Source organism: Methylobacterium sp. J-059 (assembly GCF_022829485.1).
GTDB lineage: Bacteria > Pseudomonadota > Alphaproteobacteria > Rhizobiales > Beijerinckiaceae > Methylobacterium.
Genome location: NZ_JAKSYA010000189.1, coordinates 1 through 16,445, shown reverse-complemented (window position 1 = coordinate 16,445; position 16,445 = coordinate 1). Strand labels below are relative to the sequence as shown.

15 protein-coding genes and 1 pseudogene are annotated in these 16,445 nt (G+C 68.2%); 9 read left to right on the top strand and 7 right to left on the bottom strand.

From position 1 onward, the window contains the following. Positions 1-61 precede the first annotated feature (61 nt). From MKK55_RS28780 to MKK55_RS28750, 7 genes are all read left to right on the top strand, one after another. Positions 62-385 carry a hypothetical protein gene (locus MKK55_RS28780; RefSeq protein ID WP_243939114.1) on the top strand — a complete coding sequence of 108 codons (324 nt, stop codon included), beginning with the start codon at positions 62-64 and terminating at the stop codon, positions 383-385. 10 nt (positions 386-395) lie between these two features. Then, positions 396-596: a hypothetical protein gene (locus MKK55_RS28775; protein ID WP_243939113.1), complete on the top strand. Its 201-nt coding sequence runs from the start codon at positions 396-398 to the stop codon at positions 594-596. After that, positions 596-1,006 carry a penicillin-binding protein gene (locus MKK55_RS28770; RefSeq protein WP_243939112.1) on the top strand — a complete coding sequence of 137 codons (411 nt, stop codon included), beginning with the start codon at positions 596-598 and terminating at the stop codon, positions 1,004-1,006. The genes MKK55_RS28775 and MKK55_RS28770 overlap by 1 nt, the downstream gene beginning before the upstream one ends. A 62-nt stretch (positions 1,007-1,068) precedes the next feature. Beyond that, the gene (locus MKK55_RS28765) at positions 1,069-1,611 is read left to right on the top strand and encodes a hypothetical protein (protein WP_243939111.1); all 543 of its coding nucleotides are present in this window, start codon (positions 1,069-1,071) and stop codon (positions 1,609-1,611) included. A 61-nt stretch (positions 1,612-1,672) separates the two neighbouring features. Continuing rightward, positions 1,673-2,356: a hypothetical protein gene (locus tag MKK55_RS28760; protein ID WP_243939110.1), complete on the top strand. Its 684-nt coding sequence runs from the start codon at positions 1,673-1,675 to the stop codon at positions 2,354-2,356. Positions 2,357-2,370: 14 nt separating this feature from the next. Then, positions 2,371-3,228: a hypothetical protein gene (locus tag MKK55_RS28755; RefSeq protein WP_243939109.1), complete on the top strand. Its 858-nt coding sequence runs from the start codon at positions 2,371-2,373 to the stop codon at positions 3,226-3,228. Between the two features lie 2 nt (positions 3,229-3,230). After that, positions 3,231-3,620, top strand: a complete 390-nt coding sequence (locus MKK55_RS28750) for a hypothetical protein (RefSeq protein ID WP_243939108.1) — start codon at positions 3,231-3,233, stop codon at positions 3,618-3,620. A 26-nt stretch (positions 3,621-3,646) separates the two neighbouring features. On the opposite strand, the gene MKK55_RS28745 is transcribed toward MKK55_RS28750, so the two are convergent. The 4 genes from MKK55_RS28745 to MKK55_RS28730 form a co-directional block, all read right to left on the bottom strand. After that, positions 3,647-4,024, bottom strand: coding sequence for a DUF6232 family protein (locus tag MKK55_RS28745; RefSeq protein ID WP_243939107.1), 378 nt, complete (start codon positions 4,022-4,024; stop codon positions 3,647-3,649). Between the two features lie 173 nt (positions 4,025-4,197). Continuing rightward, complete coding sequence (locus MKK55_RS28740; protein WP_243939106.1) at positions 4,198-5,001, bottom strand: MBL fold metallo-hydrolase; 804 nt, start codon at positions 4,999-5,001, stop codon at positions 4,198-4,200. Between the two features lie 185 nt (positions 5,002-5,186). Beyond that, positions 5,187-5,483: a ribbon-helix-helix domain-containing protein gene (locus MKK55_RS28735; protein WP_243939105.1), complete on the bottom strand. Its 297-nt coding sequence runs from the start codon at positions 5,481-5,483 to the stop codon at positions 5,187-5,189. Continuing rightward, complete coding sequence (locus tag MKK55_RS28730) at positions 5,480-6,133, bottom strand: AAA family ATPase (RefSeq protein WP_243939104.1); 654 nt, start codon at positions 6,131-6,133, stop codon at positions 5,480-5,482. The genes MKK55_RS28735 and MKK55_RS28730 overlap by 4 nt, the downstream gene beginning before the upstream one ends. A 960-nt stretch (positions 6,134-7,093) precedes the next feature. Here MKK55_RS28730 and MKK55_RS28725 point away from each other — a divergent pair. Continuing rightward, positions 7,094-7,696 carry a site-specific integrase gene (locus MKK55_RS28725; protein ID WP_243939103.1) on the top strand — a complete coding sequence of 201 codons (603 nt, stop codon included), beginning with the start codon at positions 7,094-7,096 and terminating at the stop codon, positions 7,694-7,696. A gap of 8 nt (positions 7,697-7,704) precedes the next feature. Here the strand turns inward: MKK55_RS28725 and MKK55_RS28720 are convergent, their stop codons facing one another. The 3 genes and pseudogenes from MKK55_RS28720 to MKK55_RS29440 all read right to left on the bottom strand — a co-directional run. After that, entirely contained in the window at positions 7,705-8,298 is a 594-nt protein-coding gene (locus tag MKK55_RS28720; protein ID WP_243939102.1) for an invasion associated locus B family protein, read from the bottom strand. 81 nt (positions 8,299-8,379) lie between these two features. Beyond that, on the bottom strand, positions 8,380-15,651 hold the full coding sequence (locus MKK55_RS28715) for an autotransporter-associated beta strand repeat-containing protein (protein WP_243939101.1): 7,272 nt from the start codon (positions 15,649-15,651) through the stop codon (positions 8,380-8,382). Between the two features lie 42 nt (positions 15,652-15,693). Continuing rightward, positions 15,694-15,915, bottom strand: a pseudogene (locus MKK55_RS29440) (autotransporter-associated beta strand repeat-containing protein); the annotation flags it as partial. Between MKK55_RS29440 and MKK55_RS29180 the strand changes: the two are divergent. After that, positions 15,916-16,392 carry a hypothetical protein gene (locus MKK55_RS29180; protein WP_279596411.1) on the top strand — a complete coding sequence of 159 codons (477 nt, stop codon included), beginning with the start codon at positions 15,916-15,918 and terminating at the stop codon, positions 16,390-16,392. The last annotated feature ends 53 nt before the right edge of the window (positions 16,393-16,445 follow it).

The window sequence follows — 16,445 nt, the reverse complement described above, 5'->3', positions numbered from 1 at the left end:
CTTGCTGCGGACCTGATATCAGATTATATAACTGAAATCAGACGAACCGCAAGGCCACCCGATGCGCTACGCCAACCTCATCCCTCACTCGCACATCGCCCGCACTGCCGATCCGCGCCTGACCGCCGATGCCCGCCGCGCTTTCATCATCACGAAGGCCGCCGTCGTCGCCTCGACCGAGAGCGCCAAGCGCTTCGCCGCCACCGTCGCCCCGCTGGTCAACCGCGACGGCACGTTCGACCGCTTCGCCATCATGCGTGCTGCCATCCGTTCGGCCCAGGCCCGCATGGAAGTGACCGGCGACGCCTGGGGCGTGTGCATGTCCTACGCGCTCAAGGGCGCCTGGGCCGCCGCCAAGGCTTCCCGTGCCTACCGCGCGCACTGAGGTCGGACCGATGGCCTCCGACCTGATCCGCTCCCCTGCCGTCCGCCTGCTGCACGCCCGGCAGGATCACGCGATCTGCCTGCGCCTTGCGGCATCCTACCGCCAGCGCATCGCGGCCGGCGAGACCGACCAGCGCGCGGCCCATGCCTGGGCGCTTGGCAACGCCCGCCGCTGGCGCCTCGTCGCCGCCGAACTGAGCGAGGCGCGCTAATGGCCGCCCTGCCCCGCCGAACCGTCCTCGGCGCCTTCCTCGTCGTTGTGTCCTCGCGGGTGCCGGCCATAGCCTTCGACCGGGTGCTGCCGGCGATCCGTTGGGCCGAGAAAGCCGATGCTGCCTATCTCGCCTCGGGCCGTGTCGCGGCCGATCTCGCCGACGCAGGGTTGCCGATGCCCGCCGGCTGGCGCGCATACCGGGCTTCCCTGGCCCATGTGCGTTGGCTGGCCCGCCTCGACCTCTACGCCCTGACGCCGACTACGCCCGAGACCGCCGCGGCGCTGGCCGCCTATCACACGGCGCGGGGCGAGCGGGCCGGTAGCGCAGGCGCCCGCCGAGCTGCCCGCCGCCGGCTCCGCAAGGTGTTCGCCCGCCCCGGGGCCGTGCTGCCGCCCCGGCCGACCTAACCGGCACCGCCTCCCCCTTCTTCTCGACCGCCTGCCCTCACGAGCCCTTTGGAGCCCGAACGATGTCGCACGTCCATTTCCCCGATTTCAGCCAGTCCCTTCGCCCCGTCGTCCTCGACGCGGAGCGCATCCCCCTCCATGCGGACCCCATCCTCGCGGCGATCGAGCGTCATTCCGAGGCATGGAGCGTGTTTCAGGTCGCCCCCAACGGCGAGACCGCGATGCGCGCCGAGGACGATGCGGACGCCGCTCTTATGGCGCTGCTCGGCACGCCCTGCGCTACCCGCGCCGGTATGCTCTGCCTGATCCGCCATCTGCGCTGGTTCCTGGCCGAGGAGGCATCCAACGCTGACAGCCACGGCGATGCTTGGGCCATTGCGCAGGCCCGTGAGGCCGACCTGTCCCACTGCCTGGGCGTGGAGCCGGTCCAGCGCCTGCCCTTGGCCCTGCCGTCCGGCCGCCTGATCGGGCCGACGATTGATCTGCGCCCAGCGCCGACGCCCGCGCGTCTCGCGCGCACCCTGCCCGTGGGTGCCGAGCTACTGGCCGCCCTCGTCGTCATCGGCGATGGCGCTGTCCTCACGGGCCTCGCCTCGCTGCTCTGAGTAACCCGCCGATCGCAACCCATTCGGTCTATCGAGCTATCAAGTTAAGGAAAACACTTCAATGCGTGCAATCAAGCTACTGCAACGTGATCCTGCGAAGCCGAGCCTGCGCGAGCGGTTCGCGTTGATGAAGGCCAAGGCCGCGGGCCTCGCGGCCGAGACGAGCCAGGGCCGCCGCGCCATGCTAGCCGGGTCCGTGGCCGCCGCCCTACCGCTGCCGGCGCTCGCCGCAACAGTACGGGCCAGCGCTCGCGAGGCCGAGTTCTTGGCGCTCGCCCCCAAACTCCTGCCACTGATCCGCCGCGTCGGCCCCGCGCAGGACGAGGCCCATCGCCTCTACAGCGCCGGGGATGCTGCGGCCGGGGATTATCCGGGCTGGACCCGTGAAGACACCAGTGCAGCCGATGCCTGGAGTGAGAAGGCCAAGGCGACGCGGGACGCCAACGGATATGACGAGGCATGGGCCTCGGCTAACACACTCTCCATCGCCCTCGCGCGTCTGGCCGATCCCTACGTCAACGAGCCGATGCAGACCTTACCGGGCATCATGCTCAAGGTCGCGCTCGCCGATTTGAGCGAATGGTGGGGTGAGAGCGCCTTGACCGACGTGTCCCGGCTCGCGGCCGAGCACTTCGGCCTGCCCGCCCCGGAGCCGTTTTTTCAAGAGCTTGTAGAGGCCGGCGTCGAGCCGGACGACGAGGACGAAGACGACGACGCTACCTCCGCCACTTCGCCGATTGCCTGAGGGGAGCGCGCATCATGACCAAGCTCAACAACGCTCGCCCGCAAGCCCAGCCGGCCGCCTCGCACGCCGATCAACGCGACCGGGCCGCTCGCCTCCGCGACACCGCCGGGCGGTTCACCAAAAGCCAGGATGGCGCATCTCCGGCCCCCGTCAGCGACAGGCAGGACGCTCCCGATCCCGCCCTTGCAGCGATCCAGACGCACGTCGCGGCCAGCGCTGCTTTCTTAGAGGCCTGCAACCTTGCTGATGAGGCGTGGCGCCGTGAGCAAGGCCTGGATACGTCCGAGGAAGCGATGGCGTCCGCTCGTGCGGGTTGGGAGGCTGCGAACCACGCGGAAGTGATGGCGTGGCACGCGGTAGCCGAGACGCGGCCGACGACCTTCGCGGGGTTCGCGGCGAAGGTCAGACATCTGCAAAAATGGGGCATCGAGAACGACGCGGCGGAAGGTGCTCCGTCTCTCGAAAGCGTTCTGGAAGCCGTGGCTGCGGATGCAGAACGGTTAATCCAATCCCAGCCTAGTCCAGGCGATCGGCCCGCCACTGTCGAGGGCTCGGCACCCATCGACTTCAAGGCGAATGATCCTGGCGTCCCGCTCCGTAGCGCGGAAGAATGGGCTGGTATCTCGCAACACGCGCTCGGCCTGTGCGTCGCCGATCGCCTTCTCCGCATGGAGAAGCCCGAAATGGTCTCCTTCGTTGAAGGGATCGTGTCTGAGACCGGAAAGATTGAGCCGCTCCTCGACTTGATGGGGCTGGTTCGGGATACGCGGGAAGCGATGGAGGCCCTGGCTGATATGGCGAGGGCAACCGAGGCCCGGCTATTCATCGCCACATCCGCTGTGATCGTTTCGCCCACATCCACGGAAGCTTGACGATGAGCAACGTTCTTACATTCGCCCCGCGGCCCAAAATGGTCGCTCCCGTCGAGCCGGCACCGATGGGGGAGGCGGAAATCCGCACCTGCCTCGGCGAGGCCCTGCAAACCGCCCTCGATGCTGCCGATCACATCATCGCCGTGCTGGATCGCATGGAGGGTGAGATTAAGGCCGAGAATAGCGCCGACGCTGCGCCTGCTTGTGTCGCACCTGAGAGCAGAGTCGTGTGGTTGCGCAAAAATGATAGTGTCCGCGAGGCAGAAGCGCCCGAGACCGCCGCGACAGATGTAGCCGCTGCGCACGCAGGCCCCTCATGGGGCGCCCGAGGGAACATTGTTTCAGATACCAGCGGGGCGCCGCTTGATATGGTGGCGGGAGGGGGGCGCTAACGATCTGCTGATCGCGAGGTGCCGGATCACTGCGGCGAGGCAATCGCTTGGTTCAGGGCCTCGCGGATCGACAGGATGAAGTCTCTATCCTTTGTCTGTAGAGCGCGGCGTTCGCCAGCGTTGGTGACAAGATTGAGGGTGTATTCGTTCTTCCCCTTGATAATTGCGAACAGGCCCAAAGCAGCCATGCCGAGGCCAATCAAAGCTGCGGCGACCTGGCCAGTCGTAAGAAAGCCTACGCCAATCAAAAGGAAGACGGCACCGATCACCTTGTCGGCACCGAAACGGTTCTCGCTAATCGAGAAAGAACTGAGCGCTCGGATCGGGTAGGTCACACCATTGATGACAGCTTTGGCGCTGTCGATCCGAACGCCGCGGTCATCAAGCAGGTAGGGTGAGGACATGACTCGCCGCGGATCTGCAAACTAAGGTAGCGCCACCGTAGATTGCCGCCCTACTCATAGATGTATCCCCTCGGTCACACTCTCACCGCGCTCTACGCTTTATTCCGACAGGACGTTTCTCCGAGTCCGCAACGGATGGTTTGCGGACCTTCAATCGGAACGGGCACTCGGTCTCAACGTCGTGCCGCAGCGCGTTCGAGTCGGGCGGCAGTGTCCTTCGTGATGGCACTGCCATGTCCGAAGCAAACCGCCTGCGGGGCGAGGGCAGCAAGCTTGCGCTGGCTCCGCCGTCCCTCTCCCTCGTCCTCGAAGCCGACAGGATCGCCGAGGCCCAGGTTGTTCATGAACACGTCGCCCGCAATAAGCAGCCGTTGGCCCTGCCACAGGAACCCGACCTGACCCGCACAGTGGCCTGGGAGATGAACCGCCCGCAGGCCGCCCGCAAGCGGCAGCGTCTCACCGTCTGCGATGTGCTGGTCGATGCGGAACGGCTCCATGCGCTCATCCGGCTTCCAGACGAGGCGGAACAGGAGGCTCGGCAACCAGCCGCGACCCGGTGTCATGGTCCGGAACGGGCCGCCACTCTCAGCCAAGGGCACGTCAGCAACGTGCATGTAGGTTCGCGCGCTGGTCGCCCGCACGAGTGCGGCGGCACTACCGATGTGATCGGGATGACCATGTGTGAAGACGAGGTGCTTGAGGTCGTTCGGCTTGCGCCCGAGCTTGCCGACCGCTGCCAGCACGGTGTCTGTCTTGCCGGGGAAGCCCGCGTCGATGAGGACGAGGTCCGGCCCGGCATCGAGCAACACCGCGTTGGCATTGCCCATCGGCACGAGGTAGGCGCCGTCGATGATCTTTTTCAAGGTCGTGATCCGATACGCTTGCGGCGGCTTGCTCGTAGCCCGGACGCGAAGGTCCGAGAAGGGTCGAAAGCGGAAGCCATTAGCGGCTTTGGCCCATCCCAGCTTGGTGTTCACCGGGCAGTCCATCATCAAGACCCGCCCCGGCTCGCGCGCACCAGACCGCTACGCGGCTGCTGCCGTAGGCATATAGCTCGAAACGCCCTAAGCAACGTACTTTGCTATCACGCTAAGGATGCACGCTCCTACGGATGAAGTTCACTATGCCCGTACCGCGCTTGTGGCGTTGCGCGGTACGGCGATTAGGCGACTGGAGGCTTGCCGTGCTTGGTGAGCACGTCGTTGATGGCTTCGGTCATCACGTCCTGAAGGGTACGCTCGCGATCAAGGGCGACCATCTTGAGTGCCTTCCAAGCTTCGGGACGGGCTCGAACCAAGATGCCCTTGCGCCCATCGGCTTGCCGGGCGGGAGCGCTGTTCCCGGCAGCTTCGGTCTCGCGCGATGGCTCTGTCGTGCTGGCCCCCGTCTCGGCTGCGACCTCGACCGGCTTTGCGGCGAGCCTGGACCCCAGGTTTGCGAAGCTCGGCTTCTTGCTCAACGCTTTTTCCCTTCCTTGATCCTGAGCGCTCGGCGGGTCTCCTGCCACAGGTCGCTGACCTCTGAAGCGGCGGTGCTGCCGGGCTCGAATTCTCCGACTGCCTGCCCGCTCGCCAGCGCGTGAGCGAACGCAGCCCTCGTAGTGATCTGCCCGGCCCATGGGGTCGCGCCCATCCCGAACAGCGCTTCGCGCGCCTCGGTCACGACATGGGCCGGCGTGATGCCTCGACGCGGCGGGGCCGAGTTGATGACGGGCAGGACCGGCTTGTTGATGGCCCGCGCCATTTCGAGGGTCGCGGCGACGGCGGCGATGTCGAACACCGCCGGCCGGAATGGGATCACAGCGAGGTCTGCGACCCGGAGTGCCGCGGCGATGTCGGCGGTGTTGTGAGGCGGGGTGTCTATGAAGACCCAGCCAACCCCGTCGCGCTTTGCAGCCTCAATCGTCTCAGGTAGGTCGCGCGCCTCGCACTTCACGAGGACGGGCGTCTCTGCCTGCCGGAGTTCATGCCATAGGGCGAGGCTGCCTTGTGGGTCCGTGTCAATCAGGACGGCGGGCGCGTTTGGCGCATCGGCGTAGACCGAGAGGTGAGCGCAGAGCGTGCTCTTCCCGCTGCCGCCCTTCCGGCTCGTGAAGGCAACAACCTTCATGGCTGCCCACCGACGAGCGGCCCCCAGGACGTGCAATCGAGATCGGGCGGCTGCGTGCCCTTGCTCTCGATGCGAACACAGTAGGTCATGCGGTGCGTCCAACGATCATGGAGGCGGTAGCTCGCGCTGCTGCTGCCGGCGACGACCTCGTACCGCCATAGGTAGGCGTTCGCTATCGCAGCGACGGCACCAATGCCGATGATAGCCAGTGCGATGACTCGCAACGCTCGTACCCCTGTACCTCGCTGCGCACCTACCGCAGCATCGTGAAACAGAAGTAAAGCCGTTTCCCCGTTCATCGGCAGGCCCGTATTTTTGTACGTTGCTATCATCGTAGCGCCGTAGATACCTATTGCGCTGCGCCCCTATCGGTCGTAGCTTTCGATAAGTGGTGTTCTCGAAAGTATCGCAAGGGCAGACCGAAAGGGCCGTGAAGGAATGAAGCCCGAGCTATACCGCAGCCGAGCAAGTCGCCAAGTTGGCGACATGAATGCAGATGCCAGCTTGGCGCCTGCATCGGACGTGGCCGCCAACATGGCGCCGACGTTGCACGGCGTGGCAGCCACATCGCCCAGCGGTCTCGCCAACTTGGCGACTCCTGCTAGCCTCCCCGCCGAGGCCGCTGCGATCGTCCAGGCGTATCAGCGGGCGAGCAAGGCCGACGCGACGGTGCGGGCCTATACCGGCGACGCACGGGTGTTTTAGGATTGGTGCGCTCAGTACGGGTTCCGATCCCTGCCGGCGACGCCGGAGACCGTAGCTGGGTTCCTCGTCCACGAGGCGGAGGCTGGGCGGTCGGCATCGACCATCGGCCGGCGCTGCGCCGCGATCCGGTACGCGCACAAGCTCGCTGGCCAGCCGGACCCGACCGACGACGAGGGCGTGCGAGCGGCGAGCAAGGGCATTCGACGCAGGATCGGCACGGCACCGACCCAGAAGGCTGCCGCGACCGCCGACATCATGGCCGCGATCCTGATGCGGACGCCGGACACCCTGACGGGCAAGCGCGATCGGGCGCTGCTGGCGCTTGGGTTCGCTGGCGCCTTCCACCGGTCTGAGCTTGTCGCGCTCGACGTGGCGGATCTGCGCGAGGATGCCAAAGGGCTGCGCGTCATGGTGCGCCGGTCCAAGGTCGATCAAGAGGGGCGCGGGCTCGAAAAGGCTATTCCCCACGGGCGTTTCATCCGGCCCGTTGCACTAGTGCGGGAATGGCTCGATGCCGCTGGGATCACGGAAGGCCCCCTGTTCCGGCCGGTGTCGCGGTCGGGGAACGTGCGCCGTAGGGGTTCGGCGGAGGATGTAGGAACCGAACTCTCTGAGCCTCGACTGACAACCCAGGCCGTCGCCGACATCATCAAGCGGTACTGCACGGCTGCCGGGCTCGATGCCTCGACGTTCGGGGCGCACTCGCTGCGGGCCGGCTACATCACGTCAGCCGCCGAGCGCGGCGCCGACCTTGCCCGCATCATGGATCAGTCGGGACACCGCGATCCGCGAACGGTCGTCGGCTACATCCGGCGCGCGAACGCCTTCAAGGGGCATTCGGGGAGCGGGTTTCTCTAACCCAAAGCCTACGCCGGTTCCTTGGCCAGCGCATCGAGGGCCTGGGCCAGCCCGCGGAATGAGAGCGGGATGGCGATGTCCTGGCCGGCGGCGTTCTTGAGGGTGATGCGTCCGGGCTCAGCCGAGCCGCGCCAACGGCGCAGCACATCCTCGCGCACGCTCGCCTCCGCCACGCAACCGCCAGGCAAGCAGCGCCGCCAGGCCAGCTCGAAGCCCACCGTGTCCTTCTCGTCGGCCAGCACCCGTACGCTGCCCGGCAGGGCGACGTTAGGCGGCAGGATCGCGGTGACCTGCAATGGCTCGCTCGCCGAGATCCGTCCGATGGCGATCTGCGCGATCGGCTGGGCCTGACCCTGCACCTGCATGGTCTGGGCCGCCTCGCAGATCCGCACCGGCTTGTCGCCGCCGCCGCGCTGGCAACGCAGCACCCAATCGCCGAAGCTCGCCGTGGTGCTGCCAGGCTCCGTCGGCACCGGGGCAGGTTTAGCCGTAGCCGCCGGCGCCGGTTTGCCGCCCTGTGCGAGGGCGAGCGCGCCTGGAAGCGCGGCAGGGCCGGCGCAGAGCAGTCCGAGGGCTACGAGGCGGGTGGCGATCGCAGGCATGACGGGATCTCGGTTCGATTGAAATAAGAACGGCCCACGCAGGAGGATGCGTGGGCCGTGATGTTGTCTGATGGTCCGGTCCTAGAACCGGACGTTGAAGTTGCCCTTGACGCCGTGGTCCTGGGCACGGGGGCCGACCTGGCCGGTGTAGTTCAGCCCGATCGTGGCCGCCGAGGTCACCTGCCAGTCGAGGCCGGCCGAGGTCACCAGCGCGTCCCGGTCGATCGGCACGCCCGAGGCGATGAAGCTCGGCCCACCCGCGCCGAAGCTCAGAAGCGCCGCCGGCACCACGTCGCCGAAGGCCCGGCGGTAGCCGATCAGGCCGCGGGCGACGAGCGGACGGTTGTCCCCGAACGCATCGCCGAGCACGAACTGGCCCTGGAGGCCGGCGGTGGCGGTTTGGATGTCGTAGTCGCGGCCGGCCACCGTCAGCGCCGCGATCCCGCCCTGCTCGGTCAGGCCGTCGCGACGGATGTGGATCGCCGCCCCGCCCGCGAACGGCTCGACGTAGCCGGTCGCCGTGCCGATGCGGTAGCCGACCTCGCCGAAGCCCTGCACCGTCTCGCCGCCGGCCTTGCCCGACAGGCTCTGCGAGAAGCCGGGGAACGCGGCCGTCCGTCGTGCCGCCAGCTCGTTGCCGGCATAGGCTGCACCGAGCCGGACCTGGAGCGGTCCGACCGGGCCGCGGGCGTAGACCGCCCCGTAGGCGCTCTCCACCGTACCCGAGGACAGCCGGCCGGTGACGTCGAACCCGGTGAAGCTGTAGCCGCCGGCCACGCCGACCCGCCACGCCGACAGGTCCGCACCGGCGCCCGTCAGGCCCGACAACGCAGTCTCGGCCCCGAGCACGAAGCCGCTGGTCTGGCGCGACAGCCCGGCGGCGTTGCCGTTCGAGGCGGTGTTGCCGAAGGCGCCGAACGCCTGGCCCCAGACTGCGTAGGCCGGCACCACGAGCTGCGTCGGCACCGCCGAGAGCGTGGGTGCGCGGCCCGGCAGGTCGGCGGTGTAGGTCCCCGGCAGGGTCGAGCCCGGCGCGAAGCGCTGGCCGACGCTGCCGGGCGCACCGAAGCCGCCGGCAAAGCCGTTGCTCTCGCCGAAGCGCAGGTGATCGAGGATGGTCTCGCGCACGAACGTGGCGCCCTCGAACATCGTCGTCACCGCGCTGGCGTAGACCTCACCCGACAGAGCATTGAACGCCTGGCGTGACTGCGCAGCCGAGAGCACCGCGATCGCGTCGTAGATCGGCGTGCCGACTCCGAGCGCCTGGGCGGCGGCGGCGACGTTGGCCTGGTTGCGGGTCTGCGCCGTGGCGCCGAAGGCCAGGTCGTTGCGGGCGAGGCGCAGGTAAGCGTCGTTGGCGTCGTAGGTCAGGAACGGCGTCAGGAAGGCGAAGTTCGAGGTCACGCCCGCGAACCGCCCGGTCAGGCCGCCGGCCGCCGTCAGGATGGTGTAGCGCGTGCTCGGCGCATACGCCCCCGTGCCGGCGGTGACCTGAACCGTGCCGCCCTGCAGCGTGGCGGTGCCGGTGCTCGCGATGCGGTCGGACTGCCCGGCCGCATTGGCATCGACCCGGTAGATCGACTGGCTGGCAAACAGCACGTTGCCGTTGACGGTCAGCGTGCCGAGGCTGCCGACCGCGGTGCTGGTCCCCGGCGCGACGATCGCACCGGATTGGGCGACGAGGCCGCCGATGGTCCCAGTGCCGCCGACGACCGCAGCGTTGGCCACGGTGACCACCGTGTTGGCGAGGCGGCCGTTGACCACGAACCCACCCGTGGCGACCGTGGCCGGGCCCGAGAGGGTGCCGGTGCCGGTGTAGGTCAGCGTGCCGGCACCCTGCTTGACGAAGCGGCCGGTGCCGTTCAGCGCGCTGCCGAGCGTGGCGTCGGCGGCCTGATCGATCACCAGCGCCGCGTTGTTGGTGATGGCACCCGAACCGAGCCCGGCGGCTGCCGTCACGAGTGTCCCCGCGCCGACCGTGGTGCCGCCCGAGTAGGTGTTGGTGCCGGTGAGCGTCAGCGTCCCGGTGCCGAGCTTGGTCAGGCTGGTGGCCGAGCCGCCGTCGACGATCGTGCCGGCGTAGGCCGTCGAGCTGTTGTCGCCGTTGGTGGCGAGCGCGCCGTTGCGCAGGATCGCCCCACCGTTGCTGCCCGAGAGCGAGCCGACGGTGAACGCCGTGCCGCCGAGATCGACCGTGCCGTTGTTGGTCAGCCCGGTCACCCCGGCAAGCGGGCCGGTGAGGACGAAGCTGCCGCCCGCCGCATTGGTCACCGCCCCGGCGATCCGGCCCGACGCGGTGATCGCGCCGGCGTTCGTCACTGCCCCGTTGATCGTGCCGGAGGTGGCCAGGCTGCCGCCGGTCACCGCCACCGCGCCGTTGATCGTGCCGGTGTTCGTCGCGGTACCGGCACTGTTGGAAAGCCCGCCGTTCAGCGTGCCGGCATTGCCGAACCCGCCGGCGTTGGCGACGCCGCCGTTGAGCGTGCCGGTGTTGGACAGCGTCCCGGCATTGGAGACCGGCGCGGAGGCCGTGGTCCAGGTGCCGGTGTTGGTCAGCGTGCCGCCGGCGTCGTTGCGGGCGTTGCCCTGCCACAGGCCGGCATTGCTCACGCTGCCGGTGTTGGCCGTGAGGTTGCCGGTCCACGCGCCGGTGGTGCGGTTGGCGATCGTGCCCGGGGCGGCGTTGCTCACGTCGGCGTTGTAGCGGCCGTCGTTGACCACGCTGCCGGTATTGGCCAGCGCGTCGGTGATCGTGCCGCCCTGCGCCACCGCGATCGAGCCGGAATTGACGATCCCGGCCGGCGCCGTGAGGCTGCCGCCCGAAGCCACCGTCAGGCTACCGGCATTGGTGAGCAAGCCGGCGATCCCGTAGGCGCCCGAGCCCGTGACCGCCAGCGTGGCGCCACCGGCATTGCGGAACGTGCCATTGCTTGCCACGTTGCCCGTCACCGTGAACGTGCCGGCGTTGTTGGCGATGGCCCCGTCGATGCGCCCGGCCGACGCCGTCACCGTGCCGGTGTTGCTCAGCCCGTCCGCGATCGTGCCGGAGGTGGTCAGCGTGCCGCTGTTGGCGACCCCGCCGTTCAGGCTGCCTGTGTTGTTGGTGCTGCCCGCGTTGGTCAGAGCGCCCGCCACGCTGCCGCTGTTGGCAAACGTCGCGGCGTTGGCCACCGGGCCGGCGAGCGAGCCGGTGTTGGCCAGCGCGCCGGCCGACACCGTGGTGGTCCCGGTGTAGGTGTTGGCCCCGGACAACGTGAACGTGCCGGTCCCGACCTTGATCAGCCCGCCGGTGCCGGAGATCGTGCCGGCATAGGTGGTCGAGGCGTTGCTTCCGCCGGTGGTCAGGATGCCCGAGGCCAGCGTCACGCTGCCCGCGCCGGCGAGCGAGGCGATGGTCTGGTTGAAGCTCGCCAGGTCCATCCGCGCCCCGGGCGCGATGGTCACCGTGGAACCCGCCGAGAACGCGTTGACCGCGCCGGCCTGCAGCGTCCCGGCGTTGATCGCGGTCGCGCCGGTGTAGCCGTTGGCGCCCGACAGGGTCAGCATGCCGGCCCCGACCTTGGTCAACGCGGTGGCACCCGTGATCTGTCCGGCATAGGCCGACGACGTGCCGTCCGAGCCCGTCTGCAGCGTGCCGCCGTTGGCGATCGTGGCGGCCGCCGTCGAACCAGCCAGCGAGCCGACGCTCAGGCTGTTGCCGCCGAGGTCGATCGCGCCGTCATTGGTAAGGCGGCCGATGCCGGTGAGCCCACCGGTCACCGTGAACGTGCCGCCGGCCTGGTTGGCGACATCGCCGTTGATCTGGCCCTGCGCGTTCACCGTCCCGGCGTTGCTCAGCGTGCCGTTGACGATCCCGGTGGTGGTGAAGGTCCCGGCCAGGATCGCCGCGGCGCCGTCGATGGTGCCGGTGTTGGTGGTGGTGCCGGCCAGGTTGGTCAGCCCGCCGCCGATCATGCCGGCGTTGGTCAGCGTGCCCGTGTTGGCCGCCGTCCCAGTGATCGTCCCGGTGTTGCCGGCCGAGCCGGCGTTGCTGAGGTTGCCCGTCACCGTGCCAGCGTTGGCGAAGGTCGCGTTATTGGCCACGTTCGAGCTGATCGAGCCGCCGCCGGCGATGACGAGCGTACCCGCCTGCACCGTGGTGGCGCCGGTGTAGCTGCTCGCCCCCGTGAGCGTCAGCGTGCCCGCCCCGAGCTTGACCAGGCCGATCGTTCCGCCCGTGCTGGTCAGCGCGTTGGCGATGGTGGCACCGACGTTCGTGTCGACGTTGACGAAGCTCTGGCCCGGCGTGGTGAAGGGGTCGCCGGTGAGGTTGAGCGTGCCGGTGCCGGCAAGCTGGAAGCCGTCCACGGTGAACTGCAGCCCCTGCAGGTTCTGCGCGCCCGCCACCGTGACCGTGCCGGCCGTCGTGCCGAAGATCCCGACGCCCGAGCGCCAGACGTCGTTGACCTGCCCGCCCGGCAGCGTCGTCCAGTTCGTGGTGGTGGAGTTCCAGGTCCCCGTGCCGCCCTGGGGACCGGCCGTGGCGCCAGTGGTGTCGGTGCCGTCGAAGTACTGCACTGACTGGTTGCCGTTGGTCAGCAGCACGTTCACCTGGTTCGGGATGGTGGTGTAGACCAGCGCTGAGGTGCCGGCGCTCGGCGTGGTCACCGTGCCGAACCCGCCCGTCAGTGTGCCGCCGTAGTTGTACAGCTGGTAGGCGCCCGAGACCGGTGCGGTCGCCGCGTTGCTGGCCGCCACGAGGTTGAGCGTGCCGGCGAGCGCCAGGTTACCGCCGACGTTGATCAGGTCGTTGCTCGCCCCGCCGACGAAGCCCGGCGCGCCGAGCTCGTACAGCGAGGTCGAGGCCGCGTTCAGGGTGTAGTTGCCGGCCACCGTCAGCGTGCCGGGCGAGTTGCCAGCCGAGACCGTGCCGCCGTTGACCACTACTGAGCCGGCGATGGTGCCCGAGCCGTGCAGCGTGCCGCCCGTGTTGACGTTGACGACCGCCGCGTTGCCGGCCGTGTCGCCGAACACCGCACCCGTCGCACCGGGCCCGCCCACCGACAAGATGCCGGCGTTGACATTGGCCGTGCCGGTGAACTGACCGTTGGTCGCCGAGTTCGTGCCGTTGAGGATCGTCGTGCCGCTGCTGTTCTGATTGAGCACGCCCGCGCCGGTGACGGTGTTGGCGAGCGTGATCGCACCGGTGTTGGTGAGGTCCAGCACGCTCGGGCCGTTGCCGCCGTTCGCGGCCGCGTTCACGATCGCGATGTTACCGGTCAGCGTGCCAGGCATGTCGCCGATCACCAGCGTGCCGCCATCGATCTGCACCGCATTGGCGCCGGCGCCACCCGTGGTGGCGATGGTGCCGTTGTTGGTGAGCCCCGCCGTACCGGTGCCCGCCACCCGCAGGCCGATCGCCCCCTGCACCGTGGTGCCGGCCGCCACCGTCGCGGTGTTGCTTGCGCTGTTGCCGGTCAAGAAGATGCCGGTGTTGCCCGCGCCGCCGGCCGCGATGGCGCCGTTGGCAGTGACCGCCACCGCACCCGTCGTCCCCGTCGCCATCACGCCCGACCCGTTCGTCGTTGTGATCGCCCCCGCCGACACGGTGACCGTACCCGCGCCTGCCGTGATTGCCCGAACGCCGGCGGCGACCGTGCTGACAGCGCCTGTGGAGTTCACAAGGATGGTGCCGGCACTTGCTGCGTTGGCAATCTGCGCGTCGATGCCGATGCTTCCGGCCGCCGTCGTTGTGATTGTGCCAGCGCCTGTTACCGAGACCGCGCCAGTGCCGGCGCCCTGAGAGTAGGCGCGCACACCCTGGTTGCGAGACAGGATCGACCCGTCGGCAGCAACGGACAGGGTCCCGGAACCGGTTGCCGTGGCGAAGATACCGGATTGCGGCGCAGTTCCACTCCCGATCGTACCGCTCACGGAGGTCGTCACGGTGACGTTGCCGGCGCCTCCGCTCGACTGGGCAACGATTGCGTTCGTAAAGGCGCCACCCGTCACCGAGATCGCACCCGTATTGCTCACGGAAATACCTCCCGTACCGGACGTGATCGCGTTGATGGCCGTTCCGCCCGTCGCACCGGTTGCGTGCTGCAAGGCTGCCGCGTTGTTGACAGTAATCAACCCGCCAGAGTTGGTCGCGTTGATCGCGGTGGCACCCGCCCCACTCTGGATCGTGCCGCCTCCGGTGTTGACGGTGACCGCCCCGGCATTGGCCGTCGCGTTGATCGCAGTACCGCCCGCAGTGACGTTGCCGACCGCAATCGGTAGGCTCGCCGTGCCGACCGTCACATTGCCGCTTCCGGCCGTCGTCGCGTTGATGCCGGTCGTTCCGGCGGTCACAGTTCCCGAACGGGTGATCAGAACATTCCCAGCATTGCCTGCTCCGGTGATCGCTGCATCAATACCGATCGTGCCACTCGTCCCGCCTGTGCCGGCGACAGTGATGGCCGTGTTACCGATACCGGGACCTGCACCGGTCTGTCGGACGTAGATGCCTGCCTGCCCCGTGCCCGTCACGGTGCCCACCCCGTCGATGCTGATAGTGCCCGTACCGCTCTGGGTCGTGCTGATGCCGCGGCCGGAGTTGGTGCTGATGGCCCCGCCCGCCACGATGCTGATCGCGCCGGCGCCGCTCACTGTGACGTTGATGCCGTTCGAGGCGCCTGCAACAGGCCCGAGAGGGTTCGCTGCGGTGCCAAGCGTAACGCTACCTGGGCCGTTGTCGGAATGAATACCCTCCTCGGTCATACCGGTAATCGAGCCGTTCCCCGTGATGAGGAGGTCGCCCGTACCCGTGCCGTTACCGGAGAAAATGCCGTACTGACCAACGATAGTGCCTGTGTTCGAGATCGTGCTGCCGGTTCTCACATAGATGCCGCTGGCGCCGCCATTACGACCCGTGATTGTGCCGGTGTTGTTGACCGTTCCGCCGTCGACCCGGACGCCGTCCTCGACACCCGATGACGTCGGGGTAATCGTGCCGTTGTTAGTAAAAGTCGCGCCGCCGGCGACGTAGACGGCGTTTGCGTTGCTGCCCGCATCGAAGGGCAAACCGGCTGTTGTGAGCGTGCCACCCGATCCCAGCACGAGCGTGCCGGCGTTCGCCTCCAGTGTCACGCTATTGAGTGCGCCGGTGAGCGTCTGCGTACCTGGACCGATCTTGGCGAGCACGCCGGTTGTATTGCCGTTGATCGTGCCGGCGTAGGTGCCGTTCGTGGTGTTGTCGCCGCCCACCGTCAGCGTCGTGCCGGCGGCGATGTTGATCGTGCTGCTGGCGTTTCCTCCCGCAAGCGAGCCGATCGTCTCGCCGGTCTGGGTCTGCAGCGTCGCCGCCGTGCCCGCGGTATTGCCAAACGTCACCCGGCTGATGTCGGCGAGGGCGGTACCCGCTGCGTTGTTCAGTACGAGAGTGCCGGCATTGATCGTCGTCGTGCCAGTGTAAGTGTTGACGCCCGTCAGCGTAATCGCGGCGTCAGCTCCGCTGTTGGCGATAATAATGTTACCGGGCGTACCAGCGACAACGTTGGAGAAAACACCAGAAAATATTGAGTTGTTTCCAGCGAGATCAATGGTGTTAGTCAATGCATTCGTGAGGGTGAAGCTTTGTGCGTAGGTTGCACCCACTTGGTCGAGTTGGAGCGTGCCCCCCTCGAACCGAGGATTGAACGTTACATCAAGATTACTGGTGAGGTAGACGTTGCCCGCACCGGTGATGTTGTTGGCGGAGATGACGACGAGCCCGTTGCCCGTCTGGACGCCGGCCGTCAGGGCGGTGTTGCGCGCACCGGCATCGACGTAGGAGCCGCCGCCGCCGCCGCTGGCTCCCCGACCAGGGTTACCGTCGCCGCCGCCACCGCCGCTATAGCCGCCGCCACCGCCGCCGCCGTCATAGCTGCCGCCGCCGCCGCCGCCGAAGCCGCCATCGCCGCCGAAAGTCCCGCCACTGCCGCCCGCGAGACCCGCCCCGTAGCCGGCGCCACCGAAGCCACCGCCTTGGGAGTTCGTGACGCTCGCGCCGCTGGTCGTTGCCGGCGGTGGCGGTGGTGCGGGTTATTCGGCAAGCACGGGCGGTGGGGCCGGGCAGGCTACGACGGACGGTGAAGCCGGCGTGAGTGAGAATGGCCTCACCGGCGGTGCCGCCGGTACGAATGGCG